Below are 22,979 nucleotides of genomic sequence, written 5' to 3'. Positions count from 1 at the left end.
CTGTACCGACGTCCGGCGCGAATTACCCCCGCTCAGCCGGGCGGCCACCCCAGCGGACGTCCGGCCAGGACGTGCGCATGGACGTGGAAGACCGTCTGCCCCACTCCGGCGCCGGTGTTGAAGACGGTGCGGAAGTCCGAGAGGCCTTCCTGCTCGGCCACGGCTCGGACGCCGGCGAGCAGGCCCGCCGACGCCGTCGCGTCCCGGCCGGTGTCGGCGACGTCGGTGAAGTGCTCCCGCGTCACCACCAGGATGTGGGTGGGCGCCTGCGGGTTGAGGTCACGGAAGGCGTAGGCCTGATCGTCGGAGTAGACCTCCGTCGCGGGGATCTCCCCCGCCACGATCTTGCAGAACAGGCACTCGGCGTCGGCAGCCACGACCGAGACCTTACTGGGACTCCGGTCGCGACGGGCGGGATCAGGCCGTGACGAGCCGCAGCGCCGTGCCGCGCTGTCCGTCGAGCCACGGGTCGAACTCGATCGCGCGCATCGGGCGGCTGATGAGGTAGCCCTGGCCGACGCGAGCACCGAAGTCGCGGACCTGCTCGAGCTGATCCTGCGTCTCGATGCCCTCGGCCACGACACGCAACTCCAGGTTGTCTGCCAGCGCCGTGATGCTGCGGACGAGCGCGGCCGCGTGTCCGGCGTTGTCCCCGCTGAGGCCCGCGACGAAGGACTTGTCGATCTTCACCTCGGAGACCGGCAACTGCTGCAGATAGGAGAGGCTGGAGTACCCGGTGCCGAAGTCGTCCAGCGAGATGCAGACTCCCGCGTCGGAGAGTCGGCGCAGCACCGGCACGGCCCTGTCCTGATCGGCGATGATGCTGGTCTCGGTGATCTCGAGGATCAGCTGACGAGCCTCGACGCCACTGCGCGCGAGCAGCGTCGACACGCGTTGCGGCAGCTCCGTGTCGGTGGCGTTCCGGGACGCGAGATTGACCGCGACGCTGAGGCGGTGCCCGCCCCGGTGCCACCGGGCGCAGTCGTCGAGCGCCGTCGCCAGCACGAAGTCGGTCAGCGTGTCGATGAGCCCGGTGGTCTCGGCCAGCGGGATGAACTGGTCGGGCGGGACCACGCCGAGGCTCGGATGGTTCCAGCGCAGCAGCGCCTCCGCGCTGATCACCGCGCCGGTGCGGACGTCGATCTTCGGTTGGTAGTACACGGCGAACTGCTGGTGCAGGTCCGCGGTCGCCGCGACCCGCAGGTCGGCGATCAGCGCGAGCCGCTCTGCCCGGCCACGGTCCATCTCCGCGCAGTACACCGCGACCGAATCGTCGCCGGCCTTGGCCTCGTACATGGCGGTGTCGGCCTGTCGCAGCAGGTCGCGGCGACCGGGCCCCGGACCGATCGCGACCCCGACGCTCGCGACCGGGGTGATGATCGCCTCGTCCAAGCGCTCCGGTCGGGACAGCTCCGCCGCGGCCCGGTGCGCAGCGGTCGTCGCGGCGACCTCCGGGTCGGGACCCAGCTCGGGCAGCAGGACGGCGAACTCGTCGCCGCCGAGTCGCGCGATGGTGGCCGAGCCCGGCATGCACGCCCGCAACCGATCGGCCACGACACAGAGCAGGCGGTCGCCGACGTCGTGCCCGAGCACGTCGTTGACCTCCTTGAACCTGTCGAGATCGAGCAGCAACACCGCTGCCGGCTGCTCGGCGTCCTCGGCGATGGCGTCGATGCAGGCCGCGAGATGCGCCCGGTTCGCCAGGCCGGTGAGCGGATCGTGGGTCGCGTCGTAGGCCAACCGCTCGACCAGTTGGGCGCTGCGGATCGACACGGCGAGGTTGCTGGCCAGGGTCTGCAGCAGCGCGGCGTCGTCAGTCGTGAAGGTGGTGGTGTCGCCGAGGCGGTCCAGCACCGCCAGCGAGCCCAGCGACTCGGTTCCGGCCGCGAGCGGTACCACGATCGCGTCGCCGACAGCCGAGGCGTCGAGCCACTTCCTGACCGCCCGGTCCTTCGAATCGCGCGCGGCCCGCGTCGCCTCGCCGTGGTAGAGCGCCTTGGCCCGCACCCAGTCTCGGGGACTCAACGGGGCACGGTGCGACGTGAGCCGGTCCTCCTCGTCGATGCGCAGCCACGTCGGGTCGCCGTGGATCCCGTCGAGGCCGCGATCGTCCGGACCGGTGGCGATGACGAGTTCGGCCGAGGATGCCCGCAGCACGGTGCGGACGCGCCGCAACGACTGCAGCCCCAGCTCGGCCACGGACTCGGCGCCGACACCGGTGGCCACGAAGTCGTGCACCGTCCGCAGCGAGTGGTGCCGCCGGCTCGAGGCCGCGTACCCGGCGTAACAGGCGACGACGACGCCCGACAGCACGGCCACCAGGAGGTAGCCGAGGGTGCCCTGCAGCATGAGGAGCCGCATCGCGATGCCCAGCGTGGCGGTGATCAAGCTGAGCAGCAGCGCCGGTATCAACACCTCCGCGACGTCCGCGCGACTCAGCGGACCGTTGTGCATCCGGATGACGACCAGCACCAGCAGACTCATCAGCTGGTCGACGACAGCGACGACCAGCAGCAGCGGCACGACGTCGGCCAGCGTCAACTGACCTGCCGCCGGCAGCCAGAGGTGCACCAGGGTGGCCGACAGGGCGGCCTCGAAACCGAAGGCGCTGACGTTGTAGGCGATCTTCTCGACGCTGATGCGCTGGACGATGAGGGCCAGCACCGACCCCACCACCCGGGCGACGACGACCTCGTGAGCCGGCAGCAGCAGGATGCCGAGCACGAGCGGCACACCGGCGGCCGTGAACGAGTGCGACTGCCGGCGGAACTCGACGTGGACCAGGTACTGCTCACCCAGGAAGAACGCCACCGTGAGGGCCAGGACGACAGCCGGATCGGTCACCACGGCCACCTGCGGCTCGCGCACCACGGACCACCAGCTCAGTCCCGCGGCAGCGATTGCGAGCGCCCCGGTCAGCGCAGCTGTCTTGACGCTGGCACTGACCGGGCGCGCGATCGTGCGCATGATCACCAGTCGTTCGACGACCAGCGCGCGGACGACCAGCGCGCGGACGACCAGCGAGCAGACGACCACCGCGCCGAGGACCATCGCGCCGACGACCAGTCCGCGGACGACCACCGCGCCGACGACCAGCGAGCAGACGACCACCGCGCCGAGGCGAGGCCGGATTCGTCGGGCTGCCAGCCCGAGCCGGTCCAGGTCGCGCCGAGCCACTGCCCGCCGGACCACGCCCTCAACGAGGAGGTCGCCGACCACCAGGCGGCCGGGTTCCACGGCGTGCCCATGACGTCGATCTCACCGGACAGTTCGTTGCCGTCGGCGTCGACGAGCACCGAACCGCCGCGGGCGGCATCGATCGATCCCCGACCGGTCGCCAGCGGGAAGTTCTGGGTGCTGCTGACAGTAGAGATCAGGCCGCCCACGGGTGAGGCCTTGACCGTCCCGGCGAGCTTGTCGCGCTGCAGGATGCCGGGAACCGCATTCAGGGCGCCCTGCACGTTGACGAGCCCCGCGCCGACCTGAGTCGTCGAGCCGCTCACCGCGCTGGCGGACTGCACCAGCGCCGCCTTGACCTGGTCGGGCGTCAGCGACGGGTAGGCCTGCAGCAGCAGCGCGACCGCGCCGGAGACGACGGCCGCCGCCTGGCTGCTGCCGCTGCCACGGAAGAGCCGTCCCGTGCTGTCGCCGTCGACCAGCCCCTGCGGATTGTCGGTGTCGATCGTCGAGCCCGGCGCACGGAGCGACACCAGGGAACGTCCGGGTGCCACGAGGTCGACGTGTCGCTGTGCCGTGCCGACACTGGAGAACGAGGCGAGGGTCGTGCTCCGCGAGTTCCAGTCCGTCCGGCCCCCGCTGTCGGCGGCGCCGACCGCGAGGACGTACGGGTCGGTGGCCGGGTCGGTGAGACCGTTGCTCTGGTTGCCCTCGTTGCCGCCGGACGTGACGACGACCAGGCCGTGCCGCCAGGCGTTCTCGGCGGCGGCGGCGAGTGGGTCGGAACGGTAGTCCTGCCGCGAGAGCGTGCCGTAGGAGAGGTTGACGACCCGGATCGGCGTGCCGTCGGGCATGACCGGGTGCTGCGTCACCCAGTCCAGCGCGGCGATGACCTGGCTGACGTCGGTGCTGCCGTCGGTGGTGGCGAGCTTCATCGGCAGCAGGTCGGCGTCCGGGGCCACGCCGAGGGGGACGTCCGGCGACACGGCGGCGAGGTCCGCCGAGGAGACGCTGGTGTCCCGGGCACCGATGAGGCCGGCCATGAACGTGCCGTGACCGAACGTGTCCGTGTTCGTCAGGTCGCCGTTGCCCTCGATCGACAGGTCAGGGCCGTAGGTGACCTTGCCCTGGCCGTCCAGACCGGGAACCCGAGTCACCCCGGAGTCCAGGACGGCGACCCCGACGTTCTGTCCGGTGATCGGCTGCCCGCTCGAGTCCCGACGGTCCCACGTGCTGCGGGCACCGATGGCCTTGGTCACGCTGTACAACGAGCCCGGGTCCCGGTTGGCCGCGTTCTTGCCGTTGATCAGCGCGTCGACATCGGCGCCATGATCACCCCACTGCAGCGTGGAATAGTCCCGCGCGGCGGCATGCGATGCCGCGCTCGGCGATGACGCACTCACCCCTGCCGGCCCGACCACCGGCACCGAACAGGCCAGGGCGGCACCGACGACGAGGGTGACCGTGGTAGTCCACTTGAGCGTGCGGAAGGCGTTGAGCTCGCGATCCATGCAGTTCTCCAGTCATCCGTGACCTAACGAGAATCTTACATGCAAGCTCAGGTTTGCCAAGCCACCTTCCGGCGGCAGTCTTCGTCGGTGCTGCGCGACGGCGTCAGGTCGCCGGCCGCAGCAGCATGACGGCCCGTTCCGGGTCGTGCCGCCGGACGTCGGCGACCCGCAGCCGGTAGCCGGGTTCGTCGAGGAGCAGCCTGGTGACGGCATTGACCTGCGGGTCGCCGGCCACCTGCAGCAGGACCGCGCCGCCGCGATCTACGTGCCGGCCGGCCAGCTGCAGACAGGCGCGGACGACGTCCAGACCGTCGGTGCCGCCGTCGATGGCGAGCACGGGATCCTCGGGCCAGCGCGCGACCTGGTGCGTCGGCAGGTACGGCGGGTCGGCGACGACGACCGGGAAACTCTCGGCGGGGCGCACCGCGTCCTGCAGCCGGCGGTTACGGATCTCGACGCGGTCGGCGACGCCGGCCGCGGCGGCGTTGCCGGTAGCGAAGGCGGCCGCCACCGGATCCAGCTCCACCTGCACCAGCGACCGCCCGCTCAGCACGGCCGCCGCGAGCCCGATGTGTCCGGCGCCGGCGCAGAGCTCCAGCAGCGGCCCCGGCCCGGCGTCGGCGGCGAGCTCGGCGGCCCACTCGCTCTGCAGCAGGGTCCATGGCCGCGGGGTCAGCACCCGCTCGTCGTAGTCGAGGGTGAGCGGACCGAAGACGCAGGTCGTCACGACGCCTCGCCTCCCGGCGTGCGGCGGCGCGCGATCTTGTGGCTGCCGTCGCAGAGCGGCTTGAGCGCCGACCGGCCGCAGCGACAGAGCGCCACCGTGGAGCCGGGACCGCCGGTGGCGGCCGGGATGTCCACCTCGGCGCCGTCGACGTCGTCGACGACGAAGTCCCCCCGCACGATCAGCGGACCGTCCGGGTAGGCGGTGATCCTCGTCGTCACGACGCCACCGCCAGACGGGGCCGGCGCAGCGACGACTCCCCCGCTGTCCAGGCCGCCAGCACGTGTCGGGCGAAGCGGTCGTCGACGTGCAGGCAGGCTGCTGCGCCGAAGGCGATGTCCTCGGTGAGGTCGGGCTCGGTCTCGGCCAGCCCCTCGCAGAGGTCGTAGGCGGCGACCTGCTCGTGCAGCGCGTCGGCGGTGACGTGGACGTCGTAGAAGGCGCAGGCTGCCTCGCTGCCGCCCAGGCGTCGCAGCCCCTTGGCGTAGCGCCGGCAGGGAGCCGACGAGGTCATCTCGTAGGCCGCGAGGTGGCCGACGAGCGCACCACGCAGGTCACGCCGCAGCCCGAAGAGCGACATGACGTTGCCGATGGCCAGCGCGATGCCGGGAACCTCCTCGACGTAGGCGGCGTAGCCGTCGTCCAGGCCCACCTCGCGCAGCAGCACCCGGAAGAGCTCCGCATGCATGTGGCCGACCTCGCCGCCGCCGTACTCGTCGGTCTGGATCTCGACGAGGGCCGCCTTGGCCCGCCCGCTCAGCCTCGGGATGGCCCAGGTGTGCGGGTCCGCCTCCTTGTGCTGATAGATCGAGCGATGCTGCGCAAACTCGCGGAACTGGGCCATGGTGGCCTCCCGCTGCACGAACCGTGCCACCGAGGGACCGTCGTCGCTCTCGACCAAATCACGCAGCCGGTCGCCGAGGCGGGCGTCGCTCAGAGGGACGTCGATCGCGCTGCGCAGCGCCGCGAGGAGCACGTCCTCCAGATCGCGACGCAGCGCGATCACCGCCGGCTCCCATTCCCACCGGTCCGGCACCTCGTCGAAGCCGCGGTAGTGCAGCTCGAAGCAGATCCACAGCGCGAGCTGCAGGTCGTCGTCGGCGAGCGGGTCGGCCGGCGGATCGGTCAGCGCGGGGACGGCATCGGGGCGGCGTTCCCGGAGGGCGGAGACGAGATCGGCCGACAGCGGACCGTTCGGTCGGGGCAGGCGCAAGACAATTCCTCGGGTCGATCAGCGCTGCTCTGCACTGTTGCAGTCGGTACCCCGACCCCGGCGCCGGTAACCAGCCCGGCCGCTGAGCGACCCGCGGCTCAGCCCCAACGGTCCAGCAGCAGCGAGAGCGCCGAGACGGCAGCCGCACCGGCCGTCGAGGTCCGCAGCACCGTCGGGCCCAGCCGCACCGGGTGTCCCCCGGCCGCGGCGAAGGCGTCGAGCTCGTCGGGGCTGAGGCCGCCCTCCGGGCCGACGACCACGACCACGTCGCCCACCAGCGGCAGCGGCGCGCCCCGCAGCGGCAGCTCGGCGTCCTCGTGCAGCAGCAGGCCGAGCGCCGCGGCCCCGAGCAGTCCGACGACGTCGGTGGTGCCGGCGAGACCGGTGACCTCCGGGACGCGAGCCCGGCGGCTCTGCTTCGCCGCCTCGGCCGCCGTGCGCCGCCACCGTGCCAGCGCCTTCTCGCCACGGGCCCCGTGCCACTGTGTCACCGACCGGCTCGCCGCCCAGGGGACGATGGCGTCGACGCCGAGCTCGGTCATCGTCTCGACCGCCAGCTCGGCCCGCTCCCCCTTGGGCAGGGCCTGGACCACCACGAGCCGCGGCTGCCCCTCGGCGACGAGCTCGCGGGCGTCCACGTGCAGGGTGACGTTCTCGCCGGCGACGGCACGGACGGTGCAGCGCAGCAGCGTCCCGCGACCGTCGGCGACCAGGACGATCTCCCCCGGCCGCACCCGTCGCACTCGGGCGGCGTGATGCCCCTCGTCGCCGCTGAGCAGCAGGTCCCCGCCGTCGGAGACCGCGGGAACGGGATCGAGCAGGAACAGCGGCGGCGTCATGCCCGGCCCGGACTACGGCCGGAAGGCGTCGCGGACCTTGCCGAAGAGCCCGGAGCCGCGATGGGCCACCGAGACGTCCTCGTTGCGCAGGGTCGCGAGCTCGCGCAGCAGGCGTTCCTGCTCGTCGTCCAGGCGCGTCGGCGTCCGGACCTCGACGTGGACGTAGAGGTCGCCGCGGATGGAGCTGCGCAGCTTCGGGACGCCCTTGCCGCGCAGGTGCAGCACCGCGCCGCTCTGCGTGCCGGGCCGGATCTCGATCTTCTCCTCGCCGTCGAGGGTGGTGAGGACGAGGTCACTGCCCAGCGCAGCCGAGGTCATGGGCACGCCGATGGTGCAGTGCAGATCGGCGCCCTCACGGGTGAAGGTGTCGTGTGGGATCTCCGAGATCTCGATGTAAAGATCGCCGGCCGGACCGCCACCGGGGCCCACCTCCCCCTGGCCGGCGAGCCGGATGCGCATCCCGTCCTCGATGCCGGCCGGGATGTCGACGGTCTTGGTGCGGCGGGCGCGGATGCGCCCCTCGGTGCCGCAGGTCGGGCACGGCGAGGGGATCTGCTCACCGGTGCCGCCGCAGGCCGAGCAGGCGCGGGTCGTCATGACCTGGCCCAGGAAGGAGCGCTGCACCGTCTGGATCTCCCCGGCGCCGGCACAGGTGGCGCACGTCCGCGGCGAGGTCCCCGGCGCGCAGCCCGCGCCCTGGCAGGTGTCGCAGAGGACGGCGGTCTCGACCGGGATCTCGCGCCGGGTACCGAAGGCGGTCTCGTCCAGGGTGAGCGAGACCTGCAGCAGCGCGTCGGCGCCGGGCCGCACCCGGCTGCGGCGGCCACGACCGCCGCCCATCGGACCACCGTTGCCGAAGAACGCCTCGAAGACGTCGCCGAAACCGCCGAACCCACCGAAGCCCGCGGCACCGCCGCCGCCCCCGCCCTGCTGCAGCGGGTCGCCACCGAGGTCCACGATGCGGCGCTTCTCGGGGTCCGAGAGCACCTCGTAGGCGGTCGTGACCTCCTTGAACCGATCGGCCGCCGCCGGGTCGGGGTTCACGTCGGGGTGCAGCTGACGTGCCAGCTTGCGGTAGGCACGCTTGAGTTCCTCGGCCGTCGCACCCTTGCCGACGCCGAGCAGGCCGTAATAGTCGCGGGGAGCCTCAGCCACCAGTCAGTTCCGTCCTCGAAGCAGGTCGTGGCAGACGCCTCGGCGGCTGCCTTGGCACTCGCGGGCGCCGAGTGCCAGTGTAGGTCAGCGCTCCTCGAGCAGGCTGCCGACGTAACGTGCGACGGCGGCCACTCGTGCCATGGTGTGGCCGTAGTCCATGCGGCGGGGGCCGAGCACCCCGACACCCCCGACCGCGGCGCCGTGCAGGCCGTACCCGCCGGCGACCACCGCGGCGCCGGCGAGCGCCTCGTGCTCGGTCTCGTTGCCGATGCGCACCACCAGGTTCGGCGACGAGGTCAGCGACTGGTCCAGCAGGCGCAGCAGCACCACCTGCTCCTCGAGCGCCTCGAGGACCGGCCGGATGGCCGGGAAGTCCAGGGTCTGGTTGTTGAGGTTGGCGGTGCCGCCGAGGACGATCCGGTCGCTGGACGGCTCGACGAGCACCTCCAGCAGCACGGTCGTCAACGTCGCGAGCAGGCCGCGTAGCTTGGGGTCGACCTGAGTGGGGAGCTGCTCCACGATCGCCGGGGTCTCGGCCAGCGGCCGGTCGCGCAGCCGCTGGTTGAGCGTGCCGCGCAGGTCGAAGACGTCGTTCTCGGCGACCGGCGCCGGCAGCTCCACCAGGCGCTGCTCGACCCGCCCGGTGTCGGTGATGAGCACCAGCATCAGCCGGGTGGTGGAGATCGTCACCAGCTCCAGGTGCCGCACCCGGCTGCGCGACAGCGACGGGTACTGGACCACCGCCACGTTGCGGGTGAGCTGCGCCAGGGCCCGGACGGCGCGGTGCAGCACGTCGTCGAGGTCCACGGCGCCGTCGAGGAAGGCGGTGATGGCGCGGCGCTCGGCCCCGGAGAGCGGCTTGATCTCGGTGAGCCGGTCGACGAACATCCGGTACCCGGCGTCGGTGGGCACGCGGCCGGCGCTGGTGTGGGGCTGGACGATCAGCCCCTCCTCCTCCAGCGCGGCCATGTCGTTGCGGACCGTCGCCGACGAGACGCCCAGGTTGTGGCGGTCGACCAGTCCCTTGCTGCCCACGGGCTCGTTGGTGGCGATGTAGTCCGCGACGATGGCGCGCAGCACCTCCAGCTTGCGCTCCTCGACTCCCACGCCTGCCAGCTTAATCGCGACGGGACCGGACCGCTCGTGACGTAGGGTGCTGGACGTGATTTTCAAGGCCGTGCGCGAGGGGCGCCCCTACCCCGACCACGGCCTGTCGGCCCGCGACTGGGCCAACGTGGCGCCCCGCACCGTCCGGCTCGACGAGCTGACCACGACCAAGCGCGAGCTCAAGCTGGACCACCTGCTCGACGAGGACTCCACCTTCTACGGCGACCTCTTCCCGCACGCGGTGCTGTGGCGGGGCGAGACCTATCTCGAGGACGGTGTCCACCGGGCGCTGCGGGCCGCGCTGCAGGGACGCAACACGCTGCACGTCCGGATCCTGGACCTCGACGCCTTCCGCGCCGACAGCCCGCTGGGCCCACCCGCCTGAGGCTGGTGGGCCGACCATGAGCCTGCTCGTCGTCACCGGTCCGCCCGGCGCCGGCAAGTCGAGCGTCGCGCCGATGCTGGCCCGCGACGCGAGCCCCAGCATGCTGGTGCCCGGCGACGCCTTCTTCGGCTTCCTGCACCGCGGTGGCATCGATCCCTGGCGCCCCGAGGCCCATGCCCAGAACACCGCCGTCGTCGAGGCCGCGGCCGCAGCGGCCGGGCGGCTGGCGCGCGACTTCCACGTGGTCTTCGAGGGCGTCCTGGATCCCGCCTTCCTGCCGGTCTTCCACACCGCGAGCGGGATACCGGAGCTGGACTACGCGGTGCTGCTGCCCGATGTCGAGACTTGCCTGCACCGGGTCGCCGGCCGCGCCGGCCACAGCTTCGCCGACGCCGAGGCGACCCGGCTGCTACACCGGCAGTTCGCCGCCGCCCACCTCGACGCCCGGCACGTGATCACCGACGCCCCCGCCTCGGCCGCCGAGAGCGCGGCGCTGCTCCGGCACCGCCTCGCCGACGGGCGGCTCACGGTCAGGCGGCCAACAGCTCCTTGACCACGGCATCGGCCATGAGCCGGCCGCGCTGGGTCAACACGATGCGGCCGCCGTCGACGCCGAAGCGGTCGACCAGCCCCCAGTTGGCGAGCTGGGGGACGACGCCACGCGCCCGTTCGGGCAGCGACAGCACCGAGAGCCCCTCCCGGCGCCGGACGGCCAGCATCACCCGTTCCAGCAGCATGGCGTCGTCGTCGAGGGTCTCCCGGCCGGCCGCCGGACTGCCGCCGCCGTCGATCATGGCGGTGTAGCGGACCGGGTGCTTGACATTCCACCAGCGCACCCCGCCGACATGGCTGTGCGCGCCCGGACCGAGGCCCCACCAGCTGCCGCCGGTCCAGTACAGGTCGTTGTGGCGGCAGCGCGCGGCCTCGTCGCGGGCCCAGTTGGAGATCTCGTACCAGTCGTATCCGGCCGCGCGCAGCGTCTCGTCGGCGATGACATAGCGGTCGGCGAGCACGTCGTCGTCCGGGGCGGGGACGACGCCGCTGCCCACCTGCCGCGCCAAGGCCGTCCCCTCCTCCACCACGAGGGCGTAGGCGCTGAGATGGTCCGGCTCCGCGGCGATCGCCGCGGCCAGGGTCGCCTGCCAGTCGGCGTCCGTCTCGTGCGGCGTGCCGTAGATGAGGTCCAGGTTGACGTGCTCGAACCCGGCCGCCCGCGCCTCGGCGACGGCCTGCATCGGCCGATCCGGGCGGTGGACCCGGTCCAGCACGGCCAGCACCTTCGGCACCGCCGACTGCATTCCGAGCGAGACCCGGGTGAAGCCGGCGCTGCGCAGTCGCTCGAGGTAGGCCGGGGTGACGGTCTCGGGGTTGGCCTCCGTGGTCACCTCGACGTCGTCGGCCAGCCCGAAGCGCGCGCCGATCTCGTCGACGACCGCACCGAGGTGCTCGGCCGGCAGCAGCGTCGGGGTGCCGCCGCCGAAGAAGATGGTGGAGACCGGCGGGACGCGGTCGCCGAAGGCGTCGCCGTCGGTGAGCACCGAGGCGGCCAGGCGCAGCTCCCGCAGCACGGTGTCGACGTAGCTGTGCCGGCTGACGCCCGGCCCGAGCTCGGTGGCGGTGTAGGTGTTGAAGTCGCAGTAACCGCAGCGCGTCTGGCAGAACGGCACGTGGACGTAGACGCCGAACGGCACGCCCCGGGCGCGATCCAGGGCGGCCTGCGGCAGCCGCCCGTCACGCGGGGCGGCGTCACCGGACGGGAGGGCTGGCACCCCTCAAGTGTGCGCTGCGCGTGATCGCCGGGGACGCCGACCCGCGGCGGCGTCGGTCAGGCTCAGCGCGACGTGCTGCTGCTCGGCACCGGGTGGGGCGCGTCGTCGTCGGAGTTCGCAGCCCGGACGGCGTAGCCCACGGCCAGCGCCACCACCAGCGCCACGAGGGCGAGCAGGGGACGACGGACACCACGGCGCACGCAGCCGACCCTAGCTGTGGTTGCATCGAGGCATGCCGGACGCACTCACCGCGGAGATCATCACCCTCACCGGAGACGGCGGTGACGAGATCGAGGCCTACCTCGCGCGTCCTGCGGGCGACGCGCCTCGCGGGGGCGTCGTCGTGATCCACCACATGCCCGGTTTCGACCGGGCGACGAAGGAGATCGTGCGTCGCTTCGCCGAGCTCGGCTACGACGCCCTCTGCCCGAACCTGCACTACCGCGAGGCTCCGGGTGCCGACGCCGACGACGCGGCCGCCGCGAACCGGGCCGCCGGTGGCGTCCCCGACGGGCGGCTGACCGGCGACGTCGCGGCGGCCGCCGCCTTCCTGCGGGCGTTGCCCACTGCCAACGGCAAGGTCGGCGCCATCGGCTACTGCTCCGGCGGTCGGCAGGCCGTCCTCGCCGGCTGCACCGTCGACCTGCAGGCGGCTGTCGACTGCTACGGCGCGTTCGTCACCGAGCCGACGCCGCCGGACTTCCCGATCGAGGTGAGCAACCTGCGCGACCGGGTGCCGGAGCTCGCCTGCCCGCTGCTCGGCCTCTTCGGCGACGAGGACAAACACCCCTCCCCCGAGGCGGTGGACGAGCTGGAGGCGCTGCTGCGCGAGCACGGCAAGGACTACGAGTTCCACCGCTACGACGACGCCGGTCACGCCTTCTTCGCCGTCGACCGGCCGAGCTACCGCGTCGCCGCCGCCAACGACGGCTGGGAGCGCGTCGCCGACTTCTTCGCACGGTATCTGTGATGTGCACCTACCTCACCGTCCGGACGCCGGTCGACGGCAGCGCCAAGAACGCCGGCGGCTCCTGGTTCCACGTGACCGACGCCACCGTCTACTTCGACCATCCCGTCCATGCCATGGCCGAGCACACGCTGAACATCGACCTGACCGACCCGTCGCGGGGCCCGTCGGCACGGGTGGCGGTGGAGCTCACCGCGGCCTCGGCCCGCGAGCTGGTCGCCGCGATCCAGGCCGCGCTGGACTCCGCCCCGCCGGACATGACCGCCTGAACCGCACTAGGGTCGGGCCCATGCGCGCCGTCTACGCCGAGTCCCTCAACCCCGACGACCCGCTGAAGGGTCTGGTGATCGGCGAGCGGCCCGATCCCGAGCCGCCGGCAGGCTGGACGCGGGTGGCGGTCAAGGCCGCGAGCCTGAACCACCACGACCTCTGGACACTGCGCGGCGTCGGCATCAAGGCCGAGCAGCTGCCCATGATCCTGGGCTGCGACGCCGCCGGCATCGACGAGTCCACCGGCGACGAGGTCGTCGTCCACGCCGTCATCAACCAGGACGGCTGGACCGGCGACGACACCGTCGACCCGAAGCGCTCGCTGCTCTCCGAACGGCACCAGGGCTCGCTGGCCGAGTACGTCATCGTCCCCAAGCGCAACGTGGTGCCGAAGCCGGCCAACCTCTCCTTCGCCGAGGCCGCCTGTCTCTCCACGGCGTGGTTGACGGCGTACCGCATGCTCTTCACCAAGTCCGGGCTCCGCCCCGGCCAGTCGGTGCTGGTGCAGGGCGCCAGCGGCGGTGTCGCCACCGCCTGCATCAGCATGGCGCGGGCCGCGGGCTTCAAGGTCTACGCCACCGCCCGCACTGAGCAGAAGCGCGCAAAAGCCCTCGAGCTCGGCGCTCACGAGTCGTTCGAGTCCGGTGCCCGGCTGCCCGAGAAGGTGGACGCGGTGATGGAGACGGTCGGTGACGCCACCTACTCCCACTCGGCGAAGTCGCTCAAGCCGGGCGGGCGCATCGTCATCTCGGGCGCGACCTCCGGACCCAATCCGCCGGCGGACCTCAACCGCTTCTTCTTCCTGCAGCTGCAGCTCGTCGGCTCCACCATGGGCACGCGGGACGAACTCACCGACATGATCCGCTTCCTGGACAGCACCGGGCTGCGTCCCCTCATCGACAGCACCCTGCCCCTGGACCGCGCCGGGGACGGGCTGGCCGCCATGGCCGCCGGTGACCTGGTCGGCAAGATCGTCCTCGAGGTCTGAGCCGCGTTCTGCCGCAACGGGAGGGGACCCCTCCCCGTCCTCCCGGCTCGCATCCGACGCCCCGATCGGTGACGATCGAACCGAGGCCGGACGAGGGAAGGGACACCTGATGGCAGACCGGGAGACGATCGTCCCCGAGGTGCTGATCCAGTTCGCCAACGAACTGGATCAGGCGGCGGGACCGGAGCTGGACGCCGCGAAGGCCGCCTTCGAGGCGGCCGACATCGACGGCGGCTCGTTCACCGAGGTCGGCATCGCCATGGCCGTCGCCTATCCCGGCGCCCAGAACTGGGCTATCGCCGACGCCGAGTCCAAGCACGACCAGCTGCGCGCGATCACCGACAACATGGCCGCCAGCGCGAAGCTCTGGGCCGCCGCCGAGTCCGACAGCACCGTCCGGGAGGCGTGAGCGATGGGAGCCCTCGGCTACGGTCTGGACCAGATGACCGACGCTGCGGTGACGGGATCGTCGTTCGCGGTGCTGACCTGCTCGGTGTTCCCGCCCGCGCTGCCGCTGAGCCGGATGATGCCGCGAGCCAAGGGCGATCCGGGCAGTCTGCTCGAAGGCGCCTCCAGCTGGATCGACGGCGGCTCGGCTCTGCAGCGTGCCAACCAGGCGCTCACCAGCATCGCCACCGCTATCGGCCCCGAGGTCTGGTCCGGCTCGGACCGTGACGCCTTCGACCGCAAGGTCGGCGAGCTCTCGCAGCAGCTGGACATCGCGGCGAACTACGCGCAGGCCGTCGGCGCCGGGCTGGCCGGGCTCAGCGCGCCACTGCTGGCGGTCGGTCCGATGTGCGTGACGATGGCCGCCTTCCTCATCGCCGACCTCATCGCCTTCGAGACCGCGGTGGCCAGCGTCGTCGGCAACCTGGGCGCCTCCGAGGCGGCCTTCGCCGTCGGCTGCACAACCGCCGCCACCTGCCTGGAGGTCATGACCGGCACCGTCTGGGGCATTGCTGCCGCCATGACCGCCGCGTCGGCCGCCCTCACCATCGGCAGCGGTGTCGACGCGCACGAGCAGGGCGAGCACGGCGACACCTCCGCGGCCGGCAACTTCGCCCAGGCGGAGGTCGTGGGGCTGCTCGAATTCGGTGAGGGGAAGGCGGTCGACGCGCTGACCAAGAAGATGGCCGGCAACGCCTTCGCCGGCTCACCCGCTGCCCGGACGCTGGAGGAGAAGTTCGTCCGCGACCTCGCCACCGACAAGCTCGCCGAGCGGCTCGGCGGCTTCTACGACGCCGGCAAGGACCTCGCCGAGGGCGACCTCGGCGGCGCATTCGGTGACGCGACGGGTCTCGGGGACGAGATCGATGCCGGCAAGGACGTGCTCGGTCTCGACGACGACCCGCCCAACGACCACACCGAGGACCGGTACGAGCTGCCCCCGCCGCCTGTCCCGCAGCCGCCGGTGATCCCGCTGCCGCCCGCCACGGGCGAGCCCCACGTCGTGCCGATCCCGAACGCGGGCAGCGGCCCGGTCGAGGCCGTCCCCGTCGACGACGAGACGGTGATCCCGCAGGGAGCCGACATCAACGGAGAGCCGGTATGACGAGCCCGCAGGACCCGACCGAGGCGCTGCACCTGCAGGTCGACGAGGTCGAGACGCGGATGCGGGAGGCCACCGCGCGTCTCGACACGCTCACCGGCCTGCACGAGGTGCTGGCCGAGGTGGTGGGCGAGGCCGACGCCGCCGACGGCTACGTCCACGTCGAGGTGGCCGGTCAGGGCGTGCGGGAGCTGACCATCAATCCGCGCGCCATGAAGCTCCCGGCGGCCGACCTCGCCACCGAGATCAAGCAGGCGCTGGCGGACGCGACGGCGGACTTCCGCAGCAAGGTGACCACCGCGCTGGCCGAGCACGGTGCGCTGCCGACGCCGGAGTCACTCAGCGCGACCCGCGCCGAGGCGCGGCGGGACTTCGAGCAGGCGCAGCGCGACTTCACCGCCGCGATGCGGACCGCCGCCGCCGACATCGGCCGGGCCGCGCAGCTGCGGGGTCGTACCCGCTGATCCCCCGGTTGTGGCGGTAGAGGCTCACATGATGGCCGCTGCCGCCACGAACGCGCGGGCGGGGCGTCAGCTGGCGAGAAGGACCACCAGCACCACCACGACGACCAGGATCGCCACCGCGCCGACGGTGACGAGCAGCGCGCGGGACGGGCCGAGCAACCCCGTCCGACCAGAGGCCGAGGTCGAACCCGGCGGCGCGGTGGCGGTCCCGGCCGGGCCGCCGGCGGCGAGGTAGCCCTGCGAGCGCTGGTAGACGGCGGCCTCGTCATGAGTGCTCAGCACCGCCGCCGTAGTCGGGGTGGCACGCAGCACCGGACCCGGCGCCACCACCTCGCCGAGCACGAAGACGGCCGCACCGGGCTCGACGATCCATTCCCGGCGCGCGATCCGCGATCCGTCCGCCGCCTCCTCGACGACGTCGACGCTGATCTCGGTGGCGTCGACATCGGCCCCGCGCAGCTCGACGGTCACCTCGTTCCCGGCGGCGTCACGGACCAGGACCGGGGCGTCGCTCTCGTGATCCTCGGCGCGCGGATCGTGGGCGACGCGCATGTCGGAGCGGACGAAGCGATGCGGTGTGGCGACCACGCGTCCCTCACCGGTGAGCGAGGACTCGACCAGCGACGGACCGTGCTCGGTGATGCTGCGGAACCAGACGCAGGGGCGGCCCGACAACGGCGCGACGAGCGGCGCCCCGCCGGCGGGGGCCACTGTCCCGCTCAGTCGCATTACCGCGCCGGGTGGCGCCGGCGCAGCGACGGTCGAACGGGCGACGGTCGAGCGGGCGAAGGTCGCGACGATCAGGGCGTGATCGGGGACGTCCTGCTGCGGGTTCCGCACCGGACCATCCTCACCCACCCGTGCCGACGCGCACCAGCAGCGCGCGATGATCGGAACCGGGCAGATCCAGCGTACGGGCCGACCGACCCCCCGCATCGCGCAGCAGCACGTGGTCGATGCCGATGACCGGGCCGTACCAGCGGTCGTTGGGATAGCTGGGCAGATACGCGGCGCCGGCGTCGATGGCCGCATCGTGGTAGCCGCCGGTGAGCAGGTCCCGGAACTGGGCATGGTCGGTGGTCGCGTTGTAGTCGCCGGCGGCGATCACGGCGCCGTCACGCGGCTGGTCGCGCAGCAGCGCGCGCAACCGCGGCAGCTCCGCCAACCACCGCCGCGCCGGGAACGGCCACGGCGGGGTCAGGTGAACCGCGACGAAGGTCAGCACCCCGCCGGGGGCGGCGACCCGCGCCCGGACCGTCGACAGCCAGAAGCCGGGGACGTCGCGCTGCCCGGAGAGCGGCCAGCGGCTCCAGATCCCGGTGCCGCTGCCTCCACTCGCGAGCGGTCGCAGATAGCGGTACGGCAACAGGGAGGAGAGCCCTGCCGCCGTGAGCCCACGGACGGCGCCGGTGGTGAGCTCCTCGGTGGCGAGCAGATCCACCTTGTTCTCCCGCACCAGGCGGACGAGCGCACGCGGGTCGGCGCCGCCGATCTTGAGGTTGGCCTGCAGCACCGTGACGGTACGGCCGGACGGGACGTCGGAGGCGACCGTCGCGGGCACCTGCACCACCAGGACCACCGCGGTGGCCGCCAGCGCGATCACCGCCGTGACGAGGCGACGGTTCAGCGCCGCGAGCACGGCGGCCAGCGGCGCCGACCAGAGGGCGTAGTGGACCAGCGCGGCCGCGACGAGCAGGTATTGCGCCGTCCACGTCCCGGCACGGAGCAGCAGGGCGAACCAGACACCCGCGGTCAGCAGCGCCGTGACGACGGTGAGCGCCACCCTCCCCCGGCCGTCGCCCTCACGGCGCAGCCTTAGCGCGGCGCGCACCTATTTCTTGGCGGGTTCGGCGTCGGACGTCGAGAGGGCGGCGATGAAGGCCTCCTGCGGCACCTCGACCCGGCCCACCATCTTCATGCGCTTCTTGCCCTCCTTCTGCTTCTCCAGCAGCTTGCGCTTGCGGGTGATGTCACCGCCGTAGCACTTGGCGAGCACGTCCTTGCGGATCGCGGAGATGTTCTCGCGCGCGATCACCCGGGAGCCGATCGCGGCCTGGATCGGCACCTCGAACTGCTGCCGCGGGATGAGCTTGCGCAGCTTGGCCGTCATCGACGTGCCGTAGGCGTAGGCCTTGTCCTTGTGGACGATCGCGCTGAAGGCGTCGACGGCCTCGCCCTGCAGCAGGATGTCGACCTTCACCAGATCCGAGGTCTGCTCGCCGTCGAGCTCGTAGTCCAGGCTGGCGTAGCCGCGGGTCCGGGACTTCAGCTGGTCGAAGAAGTCGAAGATGATCTCGCCGAGCGGCAGCGTGTATCGCAGCTCGACGCGGGTCTCGGAGAGGTAGTCCATGCCGCCGAGGTTGCCGCGGCGGTCCTGGCAGAGCTCCATGATCGCGCCGATGTACTCACTCGGCGCGATGATCATCGCCTTCACCACCGGCTCGTGGGTGTCGGCGATCTTCTGCCCACTCGGCCAGTCCGACGGGTTGATGACGACGTGCTCGCTGCCGTCCTCCAGGTCGACCCGGTAGACGACGTTGGGGGCGGTGCTGATCAGGTCGAGGTTGAACTCCCGCTCCAGCCGGTCGCGCGTGATCTCCAGGTGCAGCAGACCGAGGAAGCCGCAGCGGAAACCGAAGCCGAGCGCGGCGCTGGACTCCGGCTCGTAGACCAGGGCAGCGTCGTTGAGGCGCAGCTTGTCCAAGGCGTCGCGCAGGATCGGGTAGTCCGAGCCGTCCAGCGGATAGAGCCCGGAATAGACCATCGGTCGCGGGTCGCGGTAGCCGCCGAGGCTGTCGGTGGCGGGCTTCTGGGCGTCGGTGACGGTGTCGCCGACACGGCTCTGCCGGACGTCCTTCACCCCGGTGATGAGGTAGCCGACCTCGCCGACGCCGAGGCCGTCGGTCGGCTTCGGCTCGGGCGAGATGACGCCGATCTCGAGCAGCTCGTGCGTAGCGGCGGTGGACATCATCTTGATCCGCTCGCGCGGCACGAACTCGCCGTCCACCACGCGGATGTAGGTGATGACGCCCCGGTAGATGTCGTAGACGGAGTCGAAGATCATCGCCCGGCCCGGCGCGTCGGCGTCGCCGATCGGGGCCGGCACGTCGCGACAGATGCGGTCCAGCAGTGCCTCGACGCCCTCGCCGGTCTTGGCGCTGACGCGCAGCACGTCCTCGGGCTCGCAGCCGATGATGTGGGCGATCTCGGCGGCGTAGAGGTCGGGCTGGGCTGCGGGCAGGTCGATCTTGTTGAGCACCGGGATGATCTGCAGGTCGTTCTCGAGGGCGAGGTAGAGGTTGGCCAGCGTCTGCGCCTCGATGCCCTGCGCGGCATCGACGAGGAGCAGGGCCCCTTCGCAGGCGGCGAGGCTACGACTGACCTCGTAGGTGAAGTCGACGTGGCCCGGTGTGTCGATCATGTGCAGGACGTGCTCGACGCCGGTCTCCCGACTCGTCCACGGCATCCGGACGTTCTGCGCCTTGATGGTGATGCCGCGCTCGCGCTCGATGTCCATGCGGTCGAGGTACTGGGCCTTGGCCAGGCGCGGGTCGAGCACGCCGGTCAGACGCAGCATCTGGTCGGCCAGGGTCGACTTGCCGTGGTCGATGTGCGCGATGATCGAGAAGTTTCGGATGATCGCCGGGTCGGTGCGGCCGGCTGCGGTCATCCGCCCAGGGTACGGTGGAGCCCGGCGCCGCAGGGACGCCCCCGGGTCCGCGGGAAGGGCTGAGCCCACCTGCTGCTCGTCGGCATGCGATCGGAACTCCTTCACTCCTTTCGCCCCGGTCGCGGACCACGGGGAGACGAGAGGAGCCCGTCGTGGCCGCATCCCTGCCCGAACGTCCGAACCCCGAGCAGCTGCGCAAGCTTGCCCGCGACCGCCGGCGCGAGTCCGGCATCCCGCTGCACATCGCACAGCTCGACCTCGCCCGGCACTACGGCTTCGCCTCGTGGCCCCGGTTGGCCGCCCACGTCGACGCCCTGGCCGAGCGGACCTGGTCGCCTCCGGCGCCCGTCGCGGACGAGCCGGCCGGCGATCGCGTGGTCCGGCTGGCCTGCCTCACCTACAGCGACGCCGCCTTCGACCCGGCCGCCGCCGCAGACCTCGCCGCCGAGGTGGGGGCCGCGGCATCTGCGGGCACGGCGGTGGCCGGCGCCGGGGGCGCGGGCGAGGAGGCGTCCGGCGCTGAGGGCGCAGGCGCCGGTCTCGCCCTCGCGGCCACGACGGCGAACGCCGCGGCGATCCGCGCCGCGCTGGCCGCCGGCGTCGCTGCCGACACCCTCTGCGGCCCCTTCGGCTGGCCGCCGCTGATGTACCTCGCGTACAGCCGCGTGCCCGCTGGCCGCGACGACGTCCTCGCCACGGCGCAAGCGCTGCTGCGCGCCGGGGCCGACCCGAACGCCGGTCGCTACTTCGCCGGCTACCCGACACCCTTCACCGTGCTGACGGGCGTCTTCGGCGGCGGCGAGGGGGACGAGCCGCCGCACCTGCACGAGGCCGAGCTCGCCGACCTGTTGCTGCGGGCCGGCGCCGACCCGAACGATGCGCAGACCCTCTACAACCGGCAGTTCGGCCCGGACGACTCGTTCCTGCGGGTGCTGCTCCCGGCCGGGCTCGGCACGGGTGACGGCGGACCGTGGCGACGCCGCCTGCCCGACCTCACCCCCGCCCCCGCCGAGCTGCTGCGCCGGCTGCTCGCGTGGGCGGTGGTGCACGACCAGCGAGACCGGGTGGCTCTGCTGGCCCGGCACGGCGTCGACCTCGCCGCGTCGCTACCCGGGCTGCCCGCCTCGGGCCGTACACCGCACGCCGCCGCCCTCGTCAACGGACACCGGGAACTCGCCGCGCAGCTGGTGGCAGCCGGAGCCCCGTCCGACGAGCTCACCGGCGCGGACGCCGCGGTGGCGGCATTGCTGGCCGGGGACCGGTCCGGCGTGGCGGAGCTGCCGCCGACTGCCTTGGCCGAGGCCCGGTCGGCGCGGCCGGGGCTGCCCGTCTGGGCGGCGGCCGTCGGCCACGGTGAGGCGGTCGAGCTCGTCGTCGAACACGGCTGGGACGTCGATGCCCGCGGCCGGGACGACGTTCCGCTGGACGAGCCGTGGCAGACCGCCCTGCACACCGCCGTCGCCGCCGGTGACGGCGGTCTCGTCACGCGCCTGCTCGCCCTCGGCGCCGACCCGACCGTGACGGACGCCCGGTTCCACGCCGACGCGGCCAGCTGGGCCGAGTTCTTCGGCCACCAGCACCTGCTCGCCCTGCTCGGCGGCGGGACGCGGCCGGGGGCCTCCGGCTAGCCTGCTCGCATGAGCGAGGTGGTCGTCTTCTCCGGCAGCGCCCACGTCCCCCTCGCGCGAAGCATCTGCGACGCCCTCGGCGTGCCGCTGTCGCCAGTGGAGATCAGGCGCTTCAGCAACGACTGCCTCTACGTCCAGCTACAGGAAAACTGCCGCCAGCGCGACGTCTTCGTGGTGCAGCCGCTCGTCCCGCCGACGCAAGAGCACCTCATGGAGCTGCTGCTCATGCTGGACGCCGCCCGCGGCGCCTCGGCCGGGCAGGTGACGGCGGTCATCCCGCATTACGCCTACGCCCGCTCGGACAAGAAGGACGCCTCGCGCATCTCCATCGCCGGGCGTCTCGTCGCCGACATGCTCACCACCGCCGGCGCCGACCGGGTGCTGACGATGACACTGCACGCGCCGCAGGTGCACGGCTTCTTCTCGGTGCCGGTCGATCATCTGACCGCGATCGGAGAGCTGGCCGACCACTTCCGCCGCCGGGACCTCGACAACACCGTCGTCGTCTCCCCCGACCTCGGCAACGCCAAGACCGCGACGCAGTTCGCGCGGCTGCTCGGACTCCCGGTGGCGGCGGGGTCCAAGCAGCGGCTGGCCGACGACCGGGTCGTCATCGATTCGATCGTCGGCGACGTCGCGGGCAAGCGCGTCATCGTGCTCGACGACGAGATCGCCACCGGTGGGTCGATGATTGAGCTGCTCGGCAAGCTGGCCGAGCAGGGCTGTCCTGACGCCGCCGTGGCCTGCACCCACGGTCTGTTCGCCGGCAAGGCGGTGCAGCGCCTGCGCGAGCACCCCTTGGTGACGGAGGTGGTCACGACCGACACTGTGCCGCCACCGGCCGAGGACTGGCCGGAGCTGACCGTCCGCTCGGTGGCCCCGCTCTTCGCCGAGGCCATCGCCCGCATCCACGGCGGCGAGTCGATCAGCAGCCTCTTCGACGGCGTCGACCCCACCCACGGACCGCCGCAGCCGCAGCTGCCGTTCGCGACGACGGGCTGAGACGGCGGCTGAGGAGATGGCTGGGACGACGGGCTGAGACTGCGGCCGCGGAGATGGCTGGGACGACGGGCTGAGAGGCCGGCCATCCCCGGCTGAGCCGTCGCGGGATCCGTCCGGCAGGATGGCCGCCATGACCGACCCGCGTGCCGCCGTCGAGATCCGCATTCCCGCCGCCGACCTGCGCAAGGGGGACCTCGTCAACACGACCCCCGGCGAGGACGACTGGCAGGAGGTGCTCGGCGTCTACCGGACGTCCGCCGATGCCCGCAGCACCGAGATCCAGGGGCTGGTGGACTCCCTCGACGGTCGCTACGTCGTCGTGCAGCTCACCGATCTCGCTCCGGTGGACGGCGGCGTCTACTTCGCCGACGACGGCACGCCGACCATCTACGGCGACGACGAGGACGACGACCGTCCCGTCGCCGACGTCGTGAGCAGCAGCAACGGGGTCCGCACCTACCTGTTCACCAAGTTCGAGCTGGTGAGCATCCGGGCCGCTCAGGCCTGACCCACCCCTGTCCGGCCGGCGCTGCGAGGCCGGCCCGGCACCGGATTTGGGTC

The 22,979-nt window shown here is 72.3% G+C and carries 25 protein-coding genes; 11 read left to right on the top strand and 14 right to left on the bottom strand.

Annotated elements, in window-relative coordinates; translation table 11 throughout:
• Positions 1 to 32: 32 nt before the first annotated feature.
• The 9 genes from AC0NZQ_RS13375 to hrcA all read right to left on the bottom strand — a co-directional run bounded on the left by AC0NZQ_RS13375 (position 33) and on the right by hrcA (position 9,726).
• Positions 33 to 377, bottom strand: coding sequence for a histidine triad nucleotide-binding protein (locus AC0NZQ_RS13375; RefSeq protein WP_474530346.1), 345 nt, complete (start codon positions 375 to 377; stop codon positions 33 to 35).
• A 40-nt stretch (positions 378 to 417) separates the two neighbouring features.
• Positions 418 to 2,349, bottom strand: a complete 1,932-nt coding sequence (locus AC0NZQ_RS13370; RefSeq protein WP_474531394.1) for a putative bifunctional diguanylate cyclase/phosphodiesterase — start codon at positions 2,347 to 2,349, stop codon at positions 418 to 420.
• 620 nt (positions 2,350 to 2,969) lie between these two features.
• The gene (locus tag AC0NZQ_RS13365; RefSeq protein WP_474530345.1) at positions 2,970 to 4,688 is read right to left on the bottom strand and encodes a S8 family serine peptidase; all 1,719 of its coding nucleotides are present in this window, start codon (positions 4,686 to 4,688) and stop codon (positions 2,970 to 2,972) included.
• Positions 4,689 to 4,791: 103 nt separating this feature from the next.
• Entirely contained in the window at positions 4,792 to 5,415 is a 624-nt protein-coding gene (locus AC0NZQ_RS13360; protein WP_474530344.1) for an RsmD family RNA methyltransferase, read from the bottom strand.
• On the bottom strand, positions 5,412 to 5,633 hold the full coding sequence (locus tag AC0NZQ_RS13355; protein ID WP_474530343.1) for a CDGSH iron-sulfur domain-containing protein: 222 nt from the start codon (positions 5,631 to 5,633) through the stop codon (positions 5,412 to 5,414). The genes AC0NZQ_RS13360 and AC0NZQ_RS13355 overlap by 4 nt, the downstream gene beginning before the upstream one ends.
• Positions 5,630 to 6,625: an iron-containing redox enzyme family protein gene (locus AC0NZQ_RS13350; RefSeq protein ID WP_474530342.1), complete on the bottom strand. Its 996-nt coding sequence runs from the start codon at positions 6,623 to 6,625 to the stop codon at positions 5,630 to 5,632. Before AC0NZQ_RS13350 ends, AC0NZQ_RS13355 begins: the two co-directional genes overlap by 4 nt.
• A 98-nt stretch (positions 6,626 to 6,723) precedes the next feature.
• Positions 6,724 to 7,464 (bottom strand): 16S rRNA (uracil(1498)-N(3))-methyltransferase, encoded by a 741-nt coding sequence (locus AC0NZQ_RS13345; RefSeq protein ID WP_474530341.1) that lies wholly within the window; start codon positions 7,462 to 7,464, stop codon positions 6,724 to 6,726.
• 12 nt (positions 7,465 to 7,476) lie between these two features.
• Positions 7,477 to 8,619, bottom strand: a complete 1,143-nt coding sequence (gene dnaJ / locus AC0NZQ_RS13340; RefSeq protein ID WP_474530340.1) for a molecular chaperone DnaJ — start codon at positions 8,617 to 8,619, stop codon at positions 7,477 to 7,479.
• An 84-nt stretch (positions 8,620 to 8,703) separates the two neighbouring features.
• Positions 8,704 to 9,726, bottom strand: coding sequence for a heat-inducible transcriptional repressor HrcA (gene hrcA / locus AC0NZQ_RS13335; protein ID WP_474530339.1), 1,023 nt, complete (start codon positions 9,724 to 9,726; stop codon positions 8,704 to 8,706).
• Positions 9,727 to 9,781: 55 nt separating this feature from the next.
• On the opposite strand from hrcA, the gene AC0NZQ_RS13330 reads away from it, so the two are divergent.
• Together AC0NZQ_RS13330 and AC0NZQ_RS13325 are read left to right on the top strand one after the other, a co-directional pair.
• A complete protein-coding gene (locus AC0NZQ_RS13330) occupies positions 9,782 to 10,111 on the top strand; it encodes a type II toxin-antitoxin system VapB family antitoxin (RefSeq protein ID WP_474530338.1) in 330 nt (109 codons plus the stop codon).
• Between the two features lie 16 nt (positions 10,112 to 10,127).
• Positions 10,128 to 10,664, top strand: a complete 537-nt coding sequence (locus AC0NZQ_RS13325; RefSeq protein WP_474530337.1) for an ATP-binding protein — start codon at positions 10,128 to 10,130, stop codon at positions 10,662 to 10,664.
• Here AC0NZQ_RS13325 and hemW read toward each other — a convergent pair.
• Both hemW and AC0NZQ_RS13315 read right to left on the bottom strand, forming a co-directional pair.
• Positions 10,642 to 11,880, bottom strand: a complete 1,239-nt coding sequence (gene hemW, locus AC0NZQ_RS13320; RefSeq protein ID WP_474530336.1) for a radical SAM family heme chaperone HemW — start codon at positions 11,878 to 11,880, stop codon at positions 10,642 to 10,644. The genes AC0NZQ_RS13325 and hemW overlap by 23 nt on opposite strands.
• Positions 11,881 to 11,942: 62 nt before the next feature.
• Positions 11,943 to 12,080, bottom strand: a complete 138-nt coding sequence (locus tag AC0NZQ_RS13315) for a hypothetical protein (protein ID WP_474530334.1) — start codon at positions 12,078 to 12,080, stop codon at positions 11,943 to 11,945.
• Positions 12,081 to 12,112: 32 nt separating this feature from the next.
• On the opposite strand from AC0NZQ_RS13315, the gene AC0NZQ_RS13310 reads away from it, so the two are divergent.
• The 6 genes from AC0NZQ_RS13310 to AC0NZQ_RS13285 all read left to right on the top strand — a co-directional run bounded on the left by AC0NZQ_RS13310 (position 12,113) and on the right by AC0NZQ_RS13285 (position 16,118).
• Positions 12,113 to 12,850: a dienelactone hydrolase family protein gene (locus tag AC0NZQ_RS13310; RefSeq protein WP_474530333.1), complete on the top strand. Its 738-nt coding sequence runs from the start codon at positions 12,113 to 12,115 to the stop codon at positions 12,848 to 12,850.
• Positions 12,850 to 13,116, top strand: a complete 267-nt coding sequence (locus AC0NZQ_RS13305; protein WP_474530332.1) for a DUF6295 family protein — start codon at positions 12,850 to 12,852, stop codon at positions 13,114 to 13,116. Before AC0NZQ_RS13310 ends, AC0NZQ_RS13305 begins: the two co-directional genes overlap by 1 nt.
• 20 nt (positions 13,117 to 13,136) lie before the next feature.
• The gene (locus tag AC0NZQ_RS13300; protein WP_474530331.1) at positions 13,137 to 14,105 is read left to right on the top strand and encodes a zinc-binding dehydrogenase; all 969 of its coding nucleotides are present in this window, start codon (positions 13,137 to 13,139) and stop codon (positions 14,103 to 14,105) included.
• Positions 14,106 to 14,214: 109 nt separating this feature from the next.
• Positions 14,215 to 14,514 carry a hypothetical protein gene (locus AC0NZQ_RS13295; RefSeq protein ID WP_474530330.1) on the top strand — a complete coding sequence of 100 codons (300 nt, stop codon included), beginning with the start codon at positions 14,215 to 14,217 and terminating at the stop codon, positions 14,512 to 14,514.
• A gap of 3 nt (positions 14,515 to 14,517) precedes the next feature.
• On the top strand, positions 14,518 to 15,657 hold the full coding sequence (locus AC0NZQ_RS13290; protein WP_474530329.1) for a hypothetical protein: 1,140 nt from the start codon (positions 14,518 to 14,520) through the stop codon (positions 15,655 to 15,657).
• Positions 15,654 to 16,118: a YbaB/EbfC family nucleoid-associated protein gene (locus tag AC0NZQ_RS13285; protein ID WP_474530328.1), complete on the top strand. Its 465-nt coding sequence runs from the start codon at positions 15,654 to 15,656 to the stop codon at positions 16,116 to 16,118. Before AC0NZQ_RS13290 ends, AC0NZQ_RS13285 begins: the two co-directional genes overlap by 4 nt.
• Positions 16,119 to 16,184: 66 nt before the next feature.
• Here the strand turns inward: AC0NZQ_RS13285 and AC0NZQ_RS13280 are convergent, their stop codons facing one another.
• Genes AC0NZQ_RS13280 through lepA form a run of 3 tightly spaced genes read right to left on the bottom strand, consistent with a single transcriptional unit; the run spans position 16,185 to position 19,788 of the window.
• A complete protein-coding gene (locus AC0NZQ_RS13280; RefSeq protein WP_474530327.1) occupies positions 16,185 to 16,958 on the bottom strand; it encodes a hypothetical protein in 774 nt (257 codons plus the stop codon).
• A 10-nt stretch (positions 16,959 to 16,968) separates the two neighbouring features.
• A complete protein-coding gene (locus AC0NZQ_RS13275) occupies positions 16,969 to 17,949 on the bottom strand; it encodes an endonuclease/exonuclease/phosphatase family protein (RefSeq protein ID WP_474530326.1) in 981 nt (326 codons plus the stop codon).
• Positions 17,950 to 19,788, bottom strand: coding sequence for a translation elongation factor 4 (lepA, locus tag AC0NZQ_RS13270; protein ID WP_474530325.1), 1,839 nt, complete (start codon positions 19,786 to 19,788; stop codon positions 17,950 to 17,952).
• Positions 19,789 to 19,940: 152 nt separating this feature from the next.
• Here lepA and AC0NZQ_RS13265 point away from each other — a divergent pair, with 152 nt between their 5' ends.
• The 3 genes from AC0NZQ_RS13265 to AC0NZQ_RS13255 all read left to right on the top strand — a co-directional run bounded on the left by AC0NZQ_RS13265 (position 19,941) and on the right by AC0NZQ_RS13255 (position 22,926).
• Entirely contained in the window at positions 19,941 to 21,416 is a 1,476-nt protein-coding gene (locus AC0NZQ_RS13265; RefSeq protein ID WP_474530324.1) for an ankyrin repeat domain-containing protein, read from the top strand.
• Positions 21,417 to 21,425: 9 nt separating this feature from the next.
• Positions 21,426 to 22,418 (top strand): ribose-phosphate diphosphokinase, encoded by a 993-nt coding sequence (locus AC0NZQ_RS13260; protein WP_474530323.1) that lies wholly within the window; start codon positions 21,426 to 21,428, stop codon positions 22,416 to 22,418.
• A gap of 130 nt (positions 22,419 to 22,548) precedes the next feature.
• Positions 22,549 to 22,926: a hypothetical protein gene (locus tag AC0NZQ_RS13255; protein ID WP_474530322.1), complete on the top strand. Its 378-nt coding sequence runs from the start codon at positions 22,549 to 22,551 to the stop codon at positions 22,924 to 22,926.
• The last annotated feature ends 53 nt before the right edge of the window (positions 22,927 to 22,979 follow it).

The organism is Jatrophihabitans sp. sgz311053 (assembly GCF_056135305.1).
This window is presented reverse-complemented; position numbering and strand designations above follow the sequence as displayed.

Coding starts and splice junctions, on each gene's coding strand:
- AC0NZQ_RS13370 (WP_474531394.1), bottom strand. CDS start 2,349: ATGCTGCAGGGCACCCTCGGCTACCTCCTGGTGGCCGTGCTGTCGGGC.
- AC0NZQ_RS13365 (WP_474530345.1), bottom strand. CDS start 4,688: ATGGATCGCGAGCTCAACGCCTTCCGCACGCTCAAGTGGACTACCACG.
- AC0NZQ_RS13345 (WP_474530341.1), bottom strand. CDS start 7,464: ATGACGCCGCCGCTGTTCCTGCTCGATCCCGTTCCCGCGGTCTCCGAC.
- AC0NZQ_RS13325 (WP_474530337.1), top strand. CDS start 10,128: ATGAGCCTGCTCGTCGTCACCGGTCCGCCCGGCGCCGGCAAGTCGAGC.
- AC0NZQ_RS13310 (WP_474530333.1), top strand. CDS start 12,113: ATGCCGGACGCACTCACCGCGGAGATCATCACCCTCACCGGAGACGGC.
- AC0NZQ_RS13305 (WP_474530332.1), top strand. CDS start 12,850: ATGTGCACCTACCTCACCGTCCGGACGCCGGTCGACGGCAGCGCCAAG.
- AC0NZQ_RS13300 (WP_474530331.1), top strand. CDS start 13,137: ATGCGCGCCGTCTACGCCGAGTCCCTCAACCCCGACGACCCGCTGAAG.
- AC0NZQ_RS13295 (WP_474530330.1), top strand. CDS start 14,215: ATGGCAGACCGGGAGACGATCGTCCCCGAGGTGCTGATCCAGTTCGCC.
- AC0NZQ_RS13290 (WP_474530329.1), top strand. CDS start 14,518: ATGGGAGCCCTCGGCTACGGTCTGGACCAGATGACCGACGCTGCGGTG.
- AC0NZQ_RS13285 (WP_474530328.1), top strand. CDS start 15,654: ATGACGAGCCCGCAGGACCCGACCGAGGCGCTGCACCTGCAGGTCGAC.
- lepA (WP_474530325.1), bottom strand. CDS start 19,788: ATGACCGCAGCCGGCCGCACCGACCCGGCGATCATCCGAAACTTCTCG.
- AC0NZQ_RS13260 (WP_474530323.1), top strand. CDS start 21,426: ATGAGCGAGGTGGTCGTCTTCTCCGGCAGCGCCCACGTCCCCCTCGCG.
- AC0NZQ_RS13255 (WP_474530322.1), top strand. CDS start 22,549: ATGACCGACCCGCGTGCCGCCGTCGAGATCCGCATTCCCGCCGCCGAC.